Here is a 15256-nt window from a genome sequence, read left to right on the forward strand (position 1 = left end):
TCAGTTGGTGATGTATTTGGCGCTGACGTAGGGCGCGTAGTCCGGCAGCACGGCCTCGACCTTGCCTTGTTCCTTGAGGAACGTGGCGGTGTCGGTAATGGCCTTGGTGGTCGGTGCACCCAGGGTGAGCACCTGATCAGCCGCCAGCGGGTAGACGTTGCCTTGCAGCAGCAGCGGAATGTCGCTGGCCTTGGCACCCGACAGCTTCACCAGTTTGTCGACGTTGCCCTGGTTGGCGAGCCAGGCTTGCGGGTCTTTGCGATAGTCGGCGTAGGCATCGAGGGTGACTTTGGCGAAGGCGGTGACGATTTCCGGGTGCTTCTCGGCGAAGTCCTTGCGCACGATCCAGGCATCGAAAGTCGGAGCGCCGAACTTGGCCAGTTCACCGGAGGTGATCAGCACCTTGCCGTTTTCCTTGGCAACGCCCAAGGCCGGGTCCCAGACGTAGGTGGCGTCGATGTCACCGCGTTTCCACGCCGCGATGATCGCCGGCGGGGCGAGGTTGAGCACGGTGACTTTCGAGGGGTCGATGTTCCAGTGCTTGAGCGCGGCCAGCAGGCTGTAGTGACCGGTGGAGACAAAGGGCACGGCGATCTTCTTGCCGACCAGGTCTTGTGGGGTCTTGATCCCGGAACCGTCGCGGGCGACCAGGGCTTCGGCGGCGCCGATCTGGGTGGCGATAAGGAACGTCTGGACTGGCACTTTGCGGGTAATTGCCGCGGTCAGCGGGCTGGAACCCAGGTAGCCGATCTGCACGTCGCCGGAGGCGATGGCGGCGATGATGTCGGCACCGTTGTCGAATTTGCGCCAGTCGATCTTGGCGTTGGTAGCTTTTTCGTAGGCGCCGTCGGCCTGAGCCACTTTGGCCGGGTCAACGGTGGTCTGGTAGGCGACAGTGACGTCGGCCGCCTGGGCGAAAAAGCTCGCGGCAGCCAGGGACGCGGCCGCCAGGAGGCGTAGGGGGAAGTGCAGTTTCATCATCGAGTCCTCATCAGGCGGCCGGGATTTCGGCGAGTGATGAGACTAAATGATCTAAGAATTCGAAAATAAATAACTTTTTCGAATTAGCTTATGTGAAGAAAGCTTGAGGAGCGACCGCTACGCGGTCATCGCGAGCAGGCTCGCTCCCACATGGGTTTAATGGTGATTGCACGATTGTGCTCACACCGAGAATCCACTGTGGGAGCGAGCTTGCTCCGGGCGCAGTTGCGACGATAACGTGCGCAGGACCTTCGGCGGTTAGTTACTGATCGCCAGAATACTCGCCTGATACGAGCCGACAAACACATCAAAGTCACCGACCTCGTTCTGTTCCAGCTCGGTTTGTTGCTCCAGGGACGCGCGGGCCGCAGCTTCGAACCGGGCCTGTTCTGCGGCCGGCAGCGGTTGGCTACGGAAGAACTCGGCGTGGGCCTGGCTCTGGCGCAGGGAGAACTGGGCGAAGCTTTCCTTGTGCTCGTTCATCGCCGCCAGCACCTGGGCGGACGGGGTCAGGGACGGGTCCTTGATCTTCGCCAGCTGTGCATCGAGGGCTTTGCTGTGGGTGTCAGCGCCATGGCTCTGGTCCAGCAATGCAGCCACCGGGGCGATTTTTTCCAGCAGTTCGAAGGCCCATTCCTTCATGTCCACCGGCTGTCCATCGCGCTGCAGTTGCAGGCCCGGACGGCGCCCGTCCTTGACCACGCTGAGGAAGTTCGAGGTGGCGTTGCTACAGGTGTTGCTGGTCAGCAGCGGGCTGTCGTTCAGCGCGCAGTACAGCAGGAAGGCGTCGAGGAAACGTGCTTCGGGCAGGTCGATGCCGGTTGGCAGGAACGGGTTGATGTCCAGGAGGCGCACTTCAACGTACTGGATGCCCCGGGCCACCAGGGCCTGGATCGGCCGCTCGCCGGTGTAGGTCACACGTTTGGGGCGGATGTTGGAGTAGTACTCGTTCTCGATCTGCAGGATGTTGGTGTTGAGCTGGACCCATTCCCCGTCCTTGTGGGTGCCGACTTCCACGTAGGGCGCATAGGGTGTGGCCACCGCTTTGCGCAGGCTGTCGGTGTAGCTGTCCAGGTCGTTGTAGCACGGCGTCAGGCCGGCCTGGGCGTTGCTCTGGTAACCCAGGTCGCTCATGCGCAGGCTGGTGGCGTAAGGCAGGTACAGGGTGTCGGCGTCCAGTTGTTCCAACTGGTGCGAACGACCGCGCAGGAAACCGGCGTCGAGTGCCGGCGAGGCCCCGAACAGGTACATCAGCAACCAGCTGTAGCGCCGGAAGTTGCGGATCAGGGCGATGTAGGCCGAGGACTGATAGTCGCGATCGGTACCGACAAACCCTTCGGATTCCTTGAGCAGCGGCCAGAGCTTCTCCGGCAGCGAAAAGTTGTAGTGAATCCCGGCAATGCACTGCATGGTCTTGCCGTAGCGCAGGGCCAGGCCCTTGCGGTAGACGTATTTGAGCTGACCGATGTTGGAGGTGCCGTAGTAGGCGATCGGGATGTCTTCCTCGGCCGGCAACGGGCACGGCATCGATGGACTCCACAGGTACTCGTTGCCGAGTTTGCTGTAGGCAAAGCGATGAATGCTGTCCAGGCTCGCCAGGGTATCTGCCGGGTCCGGCAGGGCGGGCGTGATGAACTCCAGCAGCGACTCGGAATAGTCGGTGGTGATTTGTTCGTTGGTCAGCGCGGAACCCAATTCTTCCGGGTGCGGCGTTTGCGCCAGGCGACCTTCGCTGGTCACGCGCAGGCATTCACGTTCGATGCCGTGAAGGCACTGTTCGAGCAGAGAGAGGTTAGCGCGCTCACCGAGCAGAGCCAGGCGGCGGTTGAGAAGTTCGCTCAAGTTGGATTCCTTCACGCGTCAGTCGCCCCAATATGGGGGTGGGCAAGACGGTCTACAAGGGTGAAGTGGAAACTGGCGTTTTCGCCTGGTTTTTTCGCCGCCCAGGCCTCATGCCGGTCGGTCGGCAACTGCACAATCCCTGTGGGAGCGAGCTTGCTCGCGATGAGGGCGTCTCAGTCAACATTAACGTCGTCTGACACACCGCCATCGCGAGCAAGCTCGCTCCCACAGGTTGCATTGCGCTGAAATTAACCCAAATCGATGAGCGGCATCTACAGGACAGCGAATGTGCCTTGTGCTTTTGCGACCAGTTTGTCGCCTTGCATCACGTCGGCCTCGACCACCAGCGTGCGCCGGCCCGGGTGCAGCACCCGGGCCGTGCACAGCACCTCGCCGTCCGAGACGGCGCGGATGTAGTTGATCTTGCACTCGATGGTCGCGCTCTGCTGGTCAAAGCCATGCACGCTGGAACAGGCCAGCCCCATGGCAATGTCCACCAGGCTGAACAGGGCCCCACCGTGCAGCTTGCCACCGCGATTGCGCAGCTCTGGCGCAAGGCCCAGGGCGACTTGCGCGACCCCGGTTTCCAGGCTGTGCAAACGGCAACCCAAGAGCTTGAAGAAGGCGCTTTCGGACAACCCGGCAGGGACCTCCATCAGCGTTTCTTCAATTGCTTGGCGTTGGCAAACAGCGACGCCATGGCGTTGTTGCTTGGCGCGGCCGCCGGGGTTTCCTTGCGCGGTGCGTTGTTCGAAGACTGGCGTGGAGCCGAGCCTGGACGTGCACCACGGGCACCGTCGATCTTCTCGCCGGGGGTGTCGCTCATGCGCATCGACAGGCCCACGCGTTTACGCGGAATGTCGACTTCCATGACTTTGACCTTGACCACGTCACCGGCTTTCACCGCTTCCCGTGGGTCCTTGATGAACTTCTCGGAAAGCGCGGAGATATGCACCAAACCGTCTTGATGCACGCCGATATCCACAAATGCGCCGAAGTTGGTCACGTTGGTCACCACGCCTTCGAGGATCATCCCCAGTTGCAGGTCCTTGAGGTCTTCGACGCCTTCCTGGAACTCGGCGGTCTTGAACTCGGGACGCGGGTCGCGACCAGGTTTTTCCAGCTCTTGCAGGATGTCGGTGACGGTTGGCAGGCCGAAGGTTTCGTCGGTGTATTTCTTCGGGTCCAGGCGCTTGAGAAAGCCTGCGTCGCCAATCAGCGAGCGGATATCACGGTCGGTCTCAGCGGCAATGCGCTGTACCAGCGGATAGGCTTCCGGGTGCACCGCCGAGGAGTCCAGCGGGTTGTCGCCGTTCATTACACGCAGGAAACCGGCGGCCTGTTCGAAGGTTTTTTCTCCCAGGCGGGCGACCTTCTTCAGTGCGGCGCGGGTCTTGAATGCGCCGTGTTCGTCGCGGTGGCTGACGATGTTCTGCGCCAGGGTCGCGTTGAGGCCGGAGATGCGCGCCAGCAGCGCCACGGAGGCGGTGTTGACGTCGACCCCGACGGCGTTCACGCAGTCTTCGACCACCGCGTCCAGGCCACGCGCAAGTTTCAACTGCGACACGTCGTGCTGGTACTGGCCGACGCCGATCGACTTCGGATCGATCTTCACCAGTTCCGCCAGCGGGTCCTGCAGGCGCCGGGCAATCGACACCGCACCACGGATCGATACGTCCAGATCCGGGAATTCCTTGGAGGCCAGCTCCGAGGCCGAGTACACCGAAGCACCGGCTTCGGAGACCATGACCTTGGTCATTTTCATCGCTGGGTATTTTTTGATCAGGTCGGCGGCCAGCTTGTCGGTTTCCCGGCTGGCGGTGCCGTTGCCGATGGCGATCAGGTCAACCGAGTGCTTGGCGCACAAGGCCGCCAGCACCGCGATGGTCTGGTCCCACTTGTTATGCGGCACGTGCGGGTAGACCGTGGCGTGGTCGAGCATCTTGCCGGTGGAGTCGACCACCGCGACCTTGCAGCCGGTGCGCAGGCCCGGGTCCAGGCCCAGGGTGGCGCGCGGGCCGGCCGGGGCGGCTAGCAGCAGGTCGTGCAGGTTGTGGGCAAAGACGTTGATGGCTTCGGTCTCGGCGCCGTCACGCAGCTCGCCCAGCAGGTCGGTTTCAAGGTGGGTGTAGAGCTTGACCTTCCAGGTCCAGCGCACCACTTCGCCCAGCCATTTGTCGGCCGGGCGGTTCTGGTTGGCGATGCCGAATTGCTGGCCGATCATGCCTTCGCACGGGTGCATGGTGCCCGGCAGCTCGTCGCCGACTTTCAGCGCGGAGCTGAGGATGCCTTCGTTGCGGCCACGGAAAATTGCCAGTGCGCGGTGCGACGGCATGCTTTTGAGCGGTTCATCGTGTTCGAAGTAATCGCGGAACTTGGCGCCTTCCTCTTCCTTGCCGGCGATCACGCGGGCACTGAGAGTGGCTTCCTGCTTGAGGTAGCTGCGCAACTTGTCGAGCAGGTTGGCGTCTTCGGCGAAGCGCTCCATGAGGATGTACTTGGCGCCTTCGAGGGCCGCCTTGACGTCGGCCACGCCTTTCTCGGCATCGACGAAGCGCGCGGCTTCGGCGTCTGGCGCGAGGGTCGGGTCGTTGAACAGGCCGTCGGCCAGCTCGCCGAGGCCGGCTTCCAGGGCGATCTGGCCCTTGGTGCGGCGCTTCTGCTTGTACGGCAGGTACAGGTCTTCGAGGCGGGTCTTGGTGTCGGCGAGCTTGATGTCACGCTCGAGTGCCGGGGTCAGCTTGCCTTGCTCCTGGATGCTGGCCAGGATGCTGATGCGCCGTTCGTCGAGTTCTCGCAGGTAGCGCAGGCGCTCTTCCAGGTGTCGCAACTGGATGTCATCGAGGCTGCCGGTCACTTCTTTCCGGTAGCGGGCGATGAAGGGCACTGTGGAGCCTTCATCGAGTAGCGCGACGGCCGCTTCGACCTGTTGTGGGCGGACACCGAGTTCCTCGGCGATGCGGCTGTTGATGCTGTCCATAAAACCACCTGACAAATTGTGAAAGCAGGCTCGCGGGCGCAGTGACTAGGCCCGGCGAGTCTGGTTGAGCGGCCTGGCCTGCGCCGCTACCTGGATCAAAAGGCATCCCATTGACCCGTGAAATCGAAAAATTACTGCCCGGCGCGGAAAAATAAAAAGCCGCCACAGACGGTAACGATCTGACGTTGCCTGACACAAAAGGCCGCGCATTATAACCAGCGTTCCGCGCTTCGGGGGCTAAAGCAACCTGTAGGCACAATGCCTGTATCGCTGGCGGTAGAGGAAAAATCTGCTAACAATGCACACGGTGCGTATAACGGCAGCTACGCCATAATGCGCGCCGAGATCAAAGGAGCATCCAATGAGCAGCACTGCACAAACTGCTGAAGGCGAAAAAATTCTAATCGTTGACGACGATCCGGGGCTCAGCAGCCTGCTGGAACGTTTTTTCGTCAGCAAGGGCTACCGTGCCCGCGCCGTACCGAACACCGAACAGATGGATCGTCTGCTGGCCCGTGAAGTGTTCAACCTGGTCGTCCTCGACCTGATGCTGCCCGGTGAAGACGGCCTGACCGCCTGCCGCCGCCTGCGTGGCGCGAACAACCAGATCCCGATCATCATGCTCACCGCCAAGGGCGACGAGCTGAGCCGCATCAAGGGCCTGGAGCTGGGAGCCGATGATTACCTGGCCAAGCCGTTCAATCCGGACGAGCTGATGGCGCGCGTCAAGGCGGTCCTGCGCCGTCAGTCGACACCGGTGCCGGGCGCGCCGGGCAGCGAAGACGAAAGCGTGAGCTTCGGTGACTACGAGCTGTCATTGGCTACCCGCGAACTCAAGCGCGGCGATGAAGTACACATGCTCACCACGGGTGAGTTCGCGGTCCTCAAGGCGCTGGTGATGAACGCGCGCCAGCCGCTGACCCGCGACAAGCTGATGAATCTGGCCCGTGGCCGCGAATGGGATGCCCTGGAGCGCTCCATCGATGTACAGATCTCCCGCTTGCGCCGGATGATCGAACCCGACCCTTCCAAGCCACGTTACATCCAGACTGTCTGGGGTGTGGGCTACGTGTTCGTTCCGGACGGCACTGCGACCAAGTGATCAGTCATTTGTAGGAGCGAATCGGCCGGATAGTGCGTTATCCGGTTGATTCGTGATCCGCAACTCTGCGAGTCTCTCTCGCTCCTGCAAAGTGTGTAGCTGTGTCCTATGAAAACCCCTGTGTGGTTCCCTCAGAGTTTCTTCTCCCGCACCCTCTGGCTGGTGCTGATCGTCGTGCTTTTTTCCAAGGCGCTGACCCTGGTTTATCTATTGATGAACGAGGACGTGCTGGTGGATCGTCAGTACAGCCACGGTGTCGCCCTGACACTGCGCGCGTACTGGGCCGCCGACGAAACCAACCGAGCTGAAATTGCCGACTCCGTCGGATTGATCCGTGTGGTCGGCGCTGGCGTGCCCGACGGTGAGCAGCATTGGCCCTACAGTGAAATCTACCAACGGCAGATGCAGGCCGAACTGGGTGGTGACACCGAAGTGCGCCTGCGCATGCACGCACCGCCAGCGCTCTGGGTGCGGGCGCCGAGCCTGGGCGATGGCTGGCTGAAAGTGCCGCTGTACCCGCATCCGCTGCGGGGCCAGAAAATCTGGAGCGTGCTGGGTTGGTTCCTCGCCATCGGACTGTTATCCACCGCCTCGGCGTGGATCTTCGTCAGCCAGCTCAACCAGCCCCTCAAGCGCCTGGTGGATGCCGCGCGGCAACTGGGGCAGGGCCGCAGCGTGCGGCTGCCGATCAGCGACACGCCCAGCGAGATGGCCGAAGTGTATCGGGCCTTCAACCAGATGGCCGAGGATGTCGAGCAGGCAGGGCGTGAGCGTGAGTTGATGCTGGCGGGGGTGTCCCATGACCTGCGTACGCCCCTGACCCGCTTGCGCCTATCGCTGGAGCTGATGGGCGGCCACAACGACCTGACGGACGACATGGTGCGCGACATCGAGGACATGGACGCGATTCTCGACCAGTTCCTGGCATTCATTCGTGATGGTCGCGACGAGTCGGTGGAGGAGGTCGACCTGAGCGACCTGGTGCGTGAAGTGGCGGCGCCCTACAACCAGAACGAAGAACGCGTGCGCCTGCGCCTGGAGCCAATCCAACCGTTCCCGCTGCGTCGGGTATCGATGAAGCGCCTGCTGAACAACCTGATCGGCAACGCCTTGCATCACGCTGGCAGCGATGTCGAGGTGGCGGCTTACGTCTCGGGGGATGTCAGCGCGCCGTACGTGGTGCTGAGTGTCATGGATCGCGGGGCCGGCATCGATCCGGCGGAGCTGGAGGCGATCTTCAACCCGTTCACCCGCGGCGACCGTGCCCGGGGCGGCAAGGGCACCGGGTTGGGGTTGGCCATCGTCAAGCGCATCGCGTCGATGCATGGCGGCAATGTCGAACTGCGCAACCGTTCCGGCGGTGGCCTGGAGGCGCGGGTGCGGTTGCCGTTGGGGTTGATGTTGCCTCGGGATGCGGTTTGACAGCTGAAAAGATTGCAGCCTGAAAAGATCGCAGCTCCTGCAGGGGCTGCGATCTTTTGGTTTAGCCCTTGCCTTTGGTCCGGGTCATGTTCGGTCCACCGTTCTTCTCCAGATGCTGGATGATCATCCCCGCCACGTCCTTGCTGGTGGTGGTTTCGATCCCTTCCAGGCCCGGTGAGGAGTTCACTTCCATCACCAGCGGTCCGTGGTTGGAGCGCAGGATGTCGACGCCGGCCACCGCCAGGCCCATGACCTTGGCCGCGCGCAGTGCCGTCATGCGTTCTTCCGGGGTGATCTTGATCAGGCTGGCGCTGCCGCCACGATGCAGGTTGGAGCGGAACTCGCCTGGCTTGGCCTGACGCTTCATCGCCGCAATCACCTTGTCGCCGACCACGAAGCAGCGGATGTCCGCGCCACCGGCTTCCTTGATGTATTCCTGGACCATGATGTTCTGCTTGAGGCCCATGAACGCCTCGATCACCGACTCGGCGGCGGTCGCTGTTTCGCATAGCACCACGCCGATGCCCTGGGTCCCTTCCAGTACTTTGATCACCAGGGGCGCGCCATTGACCATGTCGATCAAGTCAGGGATGTCGTCCGGCGAGTGGGCAAAACCGGTGACCGGCAGGCCGATGCCACGGCGTGACAGCAACTGCAACGAGCGCAGTTTGTCCCGCGAGCGGGCAATCGCCACCGACTCGTTGAGCGGGAACACGCCCATCATTTCGAACTGGCGCAACACCGCGCAACCATAAAAGGTCACCGACGCGCCGATCCGCGGGATCACGGCGTCGAACCCTTCCAGGGGTTTGCCGCGGTAGTGGATCTGCGGCTTATGGCTGGCAATGTTCATATAGGCGCGCAGGGTATCGATCACCACCATCTCATGGCCGCGTTCGGTCCCGGCTTCAACCAAACGACGAGTGGAATACAGACGCGGGTTCCGCGACAGCACAGCGATCTTCATGCAACACCTGTGGAGGAGAGAGTGGACACCGGGAACACCGGCTTGTCTTGAACGTACTTGATGCCGGGATTGACCACCAACTGGCCGTCGATCAGGGCCTTGGAGCCGAGGAGCAAGCGATAACGCATGGACTTGCGGCAGGCGAGGGTGAACTCGACTCGCCAGACCCGATCACCGAGTGCCAGGGTGGTGCTGATCACGTAGCGCACCTGCGCGTGACCATTGGAGCTCTTGATGGTTTTTCGTGTCACCAGCGGCGCTTCACAGCGACGGTGGCGCAACTGCACCACCGTGCCCAGGTGTGCGGTAAACCGCACCCACTTCTCGCCATCGCGCTCGAACGGCTCGATCTCGGTGGCGTGCAGGCTGGAGGTGCTGGCACCGGTGTCGATTTTCGCACGCAGGCCCGCAACTCCCAGATCAGGGAGCGCCACCCACTCGCGCAGACCGACAACGGTCAAATGGTCAAATGTCTTCAAATGTGCTCAACCGGTGAGATACCCGCTCGCACCGCAACGCGGTCGAATGGGCGGTATTCACGCAGAATAGTGGTTAAAAGGCGACAGATATCTACAGCCCGGATTGCCGCTCCTCGGATGCGGCCTGAGGAGGTGGAGCATTGTATGCTGCGGCGGTGAAATTCATGGCATGACAGAAACGGTAGTACAGTTCAGAAATATTTCAGAATGAGGAAAACCCATGGCACAAAAAAGCGAAGAGGACGACAAAGTCCGTCTCGATAAGTGGTTGTGGGCGGCGCGCTTTTACAAAACCCGCGCGCTGGCCAAGGCCGCCATCGAGAGTGGCAAGGTGCATTGTCGAGGTGAGCGCTGCAAGCCAGGCAAGGAGCCGCGCGTCGGTGATGAGTTACAGATCCGCATCGGATTTGAAGAACGCACGGTGGTGGTCCAGGCGCTATCGATTGTTCGGCGCGGCGCCCCAGAGGCCCAGGCGCTGTACGCGGAGACCGACGCCAGTATCGTCAAGCGCGAGAATGCCGCGGCACTGCGCAAGGCCGGCGCCCTGAGTGTCACTACCGACGGCAAGCCGAGCAAGAAACAGCGCCGTGACCTGTTCAAGTTTCACGGCAGCAGCCACGAATAGCGGACCAAGGATTGCCACCTGCAGGTGGCGATCCTTGCAGCGGACATTCAATCAGCCGGCAGCAACATTTCGCACGACGCTCATCCGCGAAACCACCGGCAACTGGCCCAGTAACTTGAAAAGTGGCGCGGTCAGCCGCATAAAGAACTCCGACGCCCTGGCAGCGAACGGCGTGTAGTAACCCCAGCCCAAGGCCCAGACCGCCAGCAGCATACCGCCGATGTAATCGTCCTGGCCCCAGTGGGCGCCAGCTACCAGGCGCGGCAGCATGAACAGCAGGGCCAGGCTCCAGACCGTCAGCCATTGCCCCAGGGTACGGCTGAACAGGCTCATGAACAGTGCCCAGATAATTAGCACCGAGGCATGGTCCCCGGGAAAGCTCTGGCTGGAACGGTCCTTGAGTTCCCAGGTCTTTTCCAGGCCCGGGAAGTAGTCGCTCATCTGCACCGCGCCGGCGATCACCATCGACGGGCTCTGGTGTTGCCAGCCAAGGTGCGCGGCGACTTTGGAGAACAGGGTACGGATCACCAGCATCAGCAACAGAATGGCGAAGAAGCCAAAAAAAGCGCGGCGCACATCGCCGGCCTTGAACACCCAGTTGCCGCGAATCAGCAGCGCCAGCAGGATCACCCCGACCACCGCGTCAAAGGGTCTCAGGCTGGCAACCGCCCAGATGTGCAGCCAGGTTGGATTGGTCGCCAGGGGGTCATTGAGTAAATGAAAAAGCCACTCGTCGAAAATCACACACAGCATCTGTCCCGCGGGCCATAACCAGAAACCCAGCAGGGCCAGCGGGACTAAATTACACAGCGTCAATCGGCCGAGGTCCCACCTTGCTTGGAACAGACTCGGATTGTTCATAAAATGCCTCCCATGGCGATAAATCACGCACCAAAATAGTGCGAGAAGCTGATTTTCGGCCCTTGCACACATTTTGTCATCACTTCAGATACCCAGACCTATGACTGATCTACCGGATACCGACTACACCCAGCGCTTCATTTTTGATGACAGCGATACCCGTGGCGAACTGGTTGCGCTGGAGCGCAGCTATGCCGAAGTCCTCGCCAAACACCCCTACCCGGAGCCGGTGGCGCAGATGCTTGGCGAGCTGATGGCGGCTGCGTCGCTGTTGGTCGGCACCTTGAAGTTCGATGGTTTGTTGATCCTTCAGGCGCGTTCCGAAGGCCCGGTGCCGCTCTTGATGATCGAGTGCTCGAGCGAGCGGGAAATCCGTGGCCTGGCGCGTTACGAAGCCGACCAGATCGCCCCTGATGCGACCCTGGCGGACATGATGCCCAATGGCGTCCTGGCTCTGACTGTCGACCCGACCCAGGGCCAGCGGTATCAGGGCATCGTCGATCTTGATGGTGCGACCCTGTCGGAATGCTTCACTAATTACTTCGTCATGTCCCAACAGGTCGGTACCCGCTTCTGGCTGCATGCCGATGGCCGTCGGGCTCGTGGTCTGCTGCTGCAGCAACTGCCCGCCGACCGCCTGAAAGACGATGAAGAACGTGCCGCCAGTTGGCAGCACATCACGGCGCTGGGTGGCACCTTGACCGCCGATGAACTGCTCAGCCTGGACAACGAAACCGTGCTGCACCGTCTCTACCACGAAGAGCAGGTGCGCCTGTTTGATGTGCAGAAATTGCGCTTTCGTTGCAGCTGTTCTCGTGAGCGTTCCGGCAATGCCCTGGTCAGCCTCGGCCTGGAAGATGCCCAGGCGTTGGTCGTCGAACATGGCGGCAATATCGAGATCGATTGCCAGTTCTGCAACCAACGCTACCTGTTCGACTCGGCCGATATCGGCCAATTGTTCGCCGGTGCGGGTGTGGATACGCCGTCAGATACTCGTCACTAAAACGTTTCAGCGCAGGTAAATTCACTGCTTTGTTCCGGATTAACGCCGTACTGACGGGAGGACCCTACTCTTTTCAGGCTTTTCTGGCATAATCCGGCCCACTTTTTTCGCGGTAGTAGTGCGGGACTTTCTACTACAAAACGTTCGGAGCACTCGGCCACTGGCCGACGGGGAACCTCATGACGCAAGCCAATAACGCCGTATACACCGATCTGAGTGTTGACGATCTGGTCAAAGAAGCCCTGCAGCGCGGTGAAGGCGTGCTTGCCGATACTGGCGCGCTGGTCGTAGAAACCGGTCACCGCACCGGTCGTTCGCCGGTCGACCGTTTCATCGTTGAAGAGCCGTCCACCCAGGCAGCCATTGCCTGGGGCCCGATCAATCGCAAGTTCCCGGCCGACAAGTTCGATGCCCTGTGGGCTCGCGTCGAGGCTTTCAACAACGCGCAAGAGCATTTCGTTTCCCACGTTCACGTTGGTGCTGCCCAAGACCACTACCTGGCCGTGAAAATGACCACCCAGACTGCCTGGCAGAATCTGTTCGGTCGTTGCCTGTTCATCAACCCGGCGCAGTACAACCCGGCCGGCCGTGAAGAATGGCAAGTGCTCAACGTGGCCAACTTCGAGTGCGTGCCAGAGCGTGACGGCACCAACTCCGACGGTTGCGTGATCCTCAACTTCGCACAGAAGAAAGTACTGATCGCCGGCATGCGTTACGCCGGTGAAATGAAGAAAGCCATGTTCTCGGTACAGAACTTCCTGCTGCCGGCCGCTGACGTGCTGCCAATGCACTGCGCCGCCAACATCGGCGAAGAAGGCGACGTGACCCTGTTCTTCGGTCTGTCGGGCACCGGCAAAACCACCCTGTCGGCCGACGAAAGCCGTTACCTGATCGGTGACGACGAACACGGCTGGGGTGAAGGCGTGGTGTTCAACATCGAAGGCGGTTGCTATGCCAAGTGCATCGACCTGTCCGAGAAGAACGAGCCGGTTATCTGGAAAGCCATCAAGCACGGTGCAGTCCTGGAAAACGTCGTTATCGACGACGCCAAGCACGCCGACTACGCCGATGTCAGCCTGACCCAGAACAGCCGCGCCGCGTACCCGTTGGAGCACGTTGCCAAGCGTTCCGAGCAGAACCTGGGTGGCGAGCCAAACGCTGTGATCTTCCTGACCTGCGACCTGACCGGCGTTCTGCCGCCAGTGTCGATCCTCAACGAAGAACAAGCGGCCTACCACTTCCTGTCCGGCTACACCGCTCTGGTGGGCTCGACTGAAATGGGTTCGGGCAGCGGCATCAAGTCGACCTTCTCCACCTGCTTCGGCGCACCGTTCTTCCCGCGTCCGGCTGGCGAATACGCAGAGCTGCTGATCAAGCGCATCCGCGGCTTCGGCTCCAAGGTCTACCTGGTCAACACCGGCTGGACCGGCGGTGGCTACGGCGTCGGCAAGCGTTTCAACATCCCGACTACCCGTGCGGTGATCGCAGCGATCCAGAGCGGCGCTCTGGTCGGTACCGAGACCGAGCACCTGGACACCGTCAACCTCGACGTGCCAGTGGCCGTACCGGGCGTTGAGACTGGCCTGTTGAACCCACGCAACACTTGGGCTGACAAAGCCGCCTACGACGAAGCTGCCAAGGCCCTGGCCGGCCTGTTCATCGAGAACTTCAAGAAGTTCGACGTGAGCGACGCCATCAAGGCTGCAGGTCCTAAGCTGTAAGTGTTGGTCTGATGCAAAAAAGCCGCCCCTCGGGGCGGCTTTTTTGTGCCTGTGATTGAAGCGCTGCACAATCAGCGAATATCCAGGTAGCTGGACTGCTCAAACACCAGGCTCGCACTCAGCCCTGCCTTCGGCTGCAGGGTCGGACCCTGGACCGTAGAGAAGGCGGTGCCTTTGCTGCCATGGGAGACGTAACGCTCGCCCTGTTCCTGCTCGTTGAAGTAGGTATAGGACTCTTTGCGCATGCGTACGTAATCGGCGTCGGCTTGTTCGATGGCATTGTGGTGGTTCTGCAGATCCGCAGTCGACAGCTGGAGCATCTTGTCGAGCTTAACGCCCCAGCGGGTCAGGCAGCGCTCGGCGAAGTGGCGAACTATCAGGCCGGGTTCCGGCAGTTGTTTCGGGCCACGGGTGCCCTTGAGGGAAGCGTTGCCGGCCAAGGTGCCGTGGCGGCCGGCCATGGGGTAGATATGGGTCCTGGTGCTGTTGTGAGTCAGCGGGATAACGCAGCAAAACCCCTTGGAGCGTTCGTCGCGGGCAAAAAAGCCAACATACTCTTTGACGTTGGCGCCAAGTGTCACCCGCTCAGGCTGAAAGTTCAGGGGGCCAGGAACAGGGTCGACGGCAAAGATATTCACCGGTACCTGTTTCAGTTCAGGATCATCGAGCATCATGTTGGCCAACATGTGACAACTTACCGCACCGCGACTCCAGCCAACAAGATTGACAGTGGTCGGGATAATACCGTCCTTGCGGAACATTTTGATTATTTGTTCCTGTAACTCCTGCTGGCTGACCGGACGTTTGCCGTAATTGTACTTGCGCCAGAACCATGAGCCGACTTTTTTGACCTCTTCAATGGGAATGCCGGCAGCTTTCAGGCGATTATATTCTTCTTCGCTTAGTTCGAGGCGTTGCCAGGAACTCTTGCCCTTGATGAGTTGCAGGGCGTGCTTGACGTTTTCTACCCAGCCACTGCCGAACAGGCTTCCGGCAATACCGTATTCTTCGGATTCGTAGAACATTTCGTCGGCTTGCAAGTTGCTGCTGCCGGGTCCGTCGATCACTGCCCATTCGGCAAACTCTCGACTAAGTTCGTGGCTGGCCAGAGTGGAAACAAGTTCGCCGTTCCAGTACGTATCATTCGTAGCGTCGAACTTAGTCGAGCCGGTTCCGCAGAAATATATAGTTAATGTGGTCATTGGGGGGCTGCCTTAATTTTTTTAATGAATAGGCAGGTTAGGTTTGAATGGCTAAGTATTGAAGGTGCTTA

General features: G+C 60.8%; 13 protein-coding genes. 5 read left to right on the forward strand and 8 right to left on the reverse strand.

What is annotated here, in order from left to right:
* The 4 genes from tauA to QMK50_RS15205 all read right to left on the reverse strand — a co-directional run bounded on the left by tauA (position 1) and on the right by QMK50_RS15205 (position 5803).
* Positions 1 to 978 carry a taurine ABC transporter substrate-binding protein gene (gene tauA / locus QMK50_RS15190; RefSeq protein WP_159993134.1) on the reverse strand — a complete coding sequence of 326 codons (978 nt, stop codon included), beginning with the start codon at positions 976 to 978 and terminating at the stop codon, positions 1 to 3.
* A gap of 261 nt (positions 979 to 1239) precedes the next feature.
* Positions 1240 to 2823: a glutamate--cysteine ligase gene (gshA, locus tag QMK50_RS15195; RefSeq protein WP_095167482.1), complete on the reverse strand. Its 1584-nt coding sequence runs from the start codon at positions 2821 to 2823 to the stop codon at positions 1240 to 1242.
* A 272-nt stretch (positions 2824 to 3095) separates the two neighbouring features.
* On the reverse strand, positions 3096 to 3479 hold the full coding sequence (locus tag QMK50_RS15200; RefSeq protein WP_095167480.1) for a PaaI family thioesterase: 384 nt from the start codon (positions 3477 to 3479) through the stop codon (positions 3096 to 3098).
* On the reverse strand, positions 3479 to 5803 hold the full coding sequence (locus QMK50_RS15205; protein ID WP_320333415.1) for a Tex family protein: 2325 nt from the start codon (positions 5801 to 5803) through the stop codon (positions 3479 to 3481). The genes QMK50_RS15200 and QMK50_RS15205 overlap by 1 nt, the downstream gene beginning before the upstream one ends.
* Before the next feature lie 361 nt (positions 5804 to 6164).
* Here QMK50_RS15205 and ompR point away from each other — a divergent pair, with 361 nt between their 5' ends.
* Positions 6165 to 6905 (forward strand): two-component system response regulator OmpR, encoded by a 741-nt coding sequence (gene ompR, locus QMK50_RS15210; RefSeq protein ID WP_095167476.1) that lies wholly within the window; start codon positions 6165 to 6167, stop codon positions 6903 to 6905.
* A 108-nt stretch (positions 6906 to 7013) separates the two neighbouring features.
* A complete protein-coding gene (locus tag QMK50_RS15215) occupies positions 7014 to 8327 on the forward strand; it encodes an ATP-binding protein (RefSeq protein ID WP_095167474.1) in 1314 nt (437 codons plus the stop codon).
* Between the two features lie 61 nt (positions 8328 to 8388).
* On the opposite strand, the gene rimK is transcribed toward QMK50_RS15215, so the two are convergent.
* Positions 8389 to 9294 (reverse strand): 30S ribosomal protein S6--L-glutamate ligase, encoded by a 906-nt coding sequence (gene rimK, locus QMK50_RS15220; RefSeq protein WP_095167472.1) that lies wholly within the window; start codon positions 9292 to 9294, stop codon positions 8389 to 8391.
* On the reverse strand, positions 9291 to 9713 hold the full coding sequence (locus tag QMK50_RS15225) for an ATP-dependent zinc protease (protein WP_237234996.1): 423 nt from the start codon (positions 9711 to 9713) through the stop codon (positions 9291 to 9293). The genes rimK and QMK50_RS15225 overlap by 4 nt, the downstream gene beginning before the upstream one ends.
* 280 nt (positions 9714 to 9993) lie before the next feature.
* On the opposite strand from QMK50_RS15225, the gene QMK50_RS15230 reads away from it, so the two are divergent.
* Positions 9994 to 10398, forward strand: a complete 405-nt coding sequence (locus tag QMK50_RS15230) for an RNA-binding S4 domain-containing protein (protein WP_159993136.1) — start codon at positions 9994 to 9996, stop codon at positions 10396 to 10398.
* 51 nt (positions 10399 to 10449) lie between these two features.
* Here the strand turns inward: QMK50_RS15230 and QMK50_RS15235 are convergent, their stop codons facing one another.
* Positions 10450 to 11259, reverse strand: coding sequence for a phosphatase PAP2 family protein (locus QMK50_RS15235; protein WP_320333416.1), 810 nt, complete (start codon positions 11257 to 11259; stop codon positions 10450 to 10452).
* A gap of 100 nt (positions 11260 to 11359) precedes the next feature.
* Between QMK50_RS15235 and hslO the strand changes: the two genes are divergently transcribed.
* Together hslO and QMK50_RS15245 are read left to right on the forward strand one after the other, a co-directional pair.
* A complete protein-coding gene (gene hslO / locus QMK50_RS15240; protein WP_095167464.1) occupies positions 11360 to 12262 on the forward strand; it encodes an Hsp33 family molecular chaperone HslO in 903 nt (300 codons plus the stop codon).
* 179 nt (positions 12263 to 12441) lie between these two features.
* Positions 12442 to 13983 carry a phosphoenolpyruvate carboxykinase gene (locus QMK50_RS15245; RefSeq protein ID WP_095167462.1) on the forward strand — a complete coding sequence of 514 codons (1542 nt, stop codon included), beginning with the start codon at positions 12442 to 12444 and terminating at the stop codon, positions 13981 to 13983.
* 71 nt (positions 13984 to 14054) lie between these two features.
* Here QMK50_RS15245 and QMK50_RS15250 read toward each other — a convergent pair whose 3' ends face one another.
* Positions 14055 to 15185 carry a hypothetical protein gene (locus QMK50_RS15250; protein ID WP_159993140.1) on the reverse strand — a complete coding sequence of 377 codons (1131 nt, stop codon included), beginning with the start codon at positions 15183 to 15185 and terminating at the stop codon, positions 14055 to 14057.
* Between the last annotated feature and the right edge of the window lie 71 nt (positions 15186 to 15256).

This window comes from Pseudomonas sp. P5_152, assembly GCF_033989915.1.
GTDB lineage: Bacteria > Pseudomonadota > Gammaproteobacteria > Pseudomonadales > Pseudomonadaceae > Aquipseudomonas.

Coding starts and splice junctions, on each gene's coding strand:
- tauA (WP_159993134.1), bottom strand. CDS start 978: ATGAAACTGCACTTCCCCCTACGCCTCCTGGCGGCCGCGTCCCTGGCT.
- QMK50_RS15200 (WP_095167480.1), bottom strand. CDS start 3,479: ATGGAGGTCCCTGCCGGGTTGTCCGAAAGCGCCTTCTTCAAGCTCTTG.
- QMK50_RS15205 (WP_320333415.1), bottom strand. CDS start 5,803: ATGGACAGCATCAACAGCCGCATCGCCGAGGAACTCGGTGTCCGCCCA.
- ompR (WP_095167476.1), top strand. CDS start 6,165: ATGAGCAGCACTGCACAAACTGCTGAAGGCGAAAAAATTCTAATCGTT.
- QMK50_RS15215 (WP_095167474.1), top strand. CDS start 7,014: ATGAAAACCCCTGTGTGGTTCCCTCAGAGTTTCTTCTCCCGCACCCTC.
- rimK (WP_095167472.1), bottom strand. CDS start 9,294: ATGAAGATCGCTGTGCTGTCGCGGAACCCGCGTCTGTATTCCACTCGT.
- QMK50_RS15230 (WP_159993136.1), top strand. CDS start 9,994: ATGGCACAAAAAAGCGAAGAGGACGACAAAGTCCGTCTCGATAAGTGG.
- QMK50_RS15235 (WP_320333416.1), bottom strand. CDS start 11,259: ATGAACAATCCGAGTCTGTTCCAAGCAAGGTGGGACCTCGGCCGATTG.
- hslO (WP_095167464.1), top strand. CDS start 11,360: ATGACTGATCTACCGGATACCGACTACACCCAGCGCTTCATTTTTGAT.
- QMK50_RS15245 (WP_095167462.1), top strand. CDS start 12,442: ATGACGCAAGCCAATAACGCCGTATACACCGATCTGAGTGTTGACGAT.
- QMK50_RS15250 (WP_159993140.1), bottom strand. CDS start 15,185: ATGACCACATTAACTATATATTTCTGCGGAACCGGCTCGACTAAGTTC.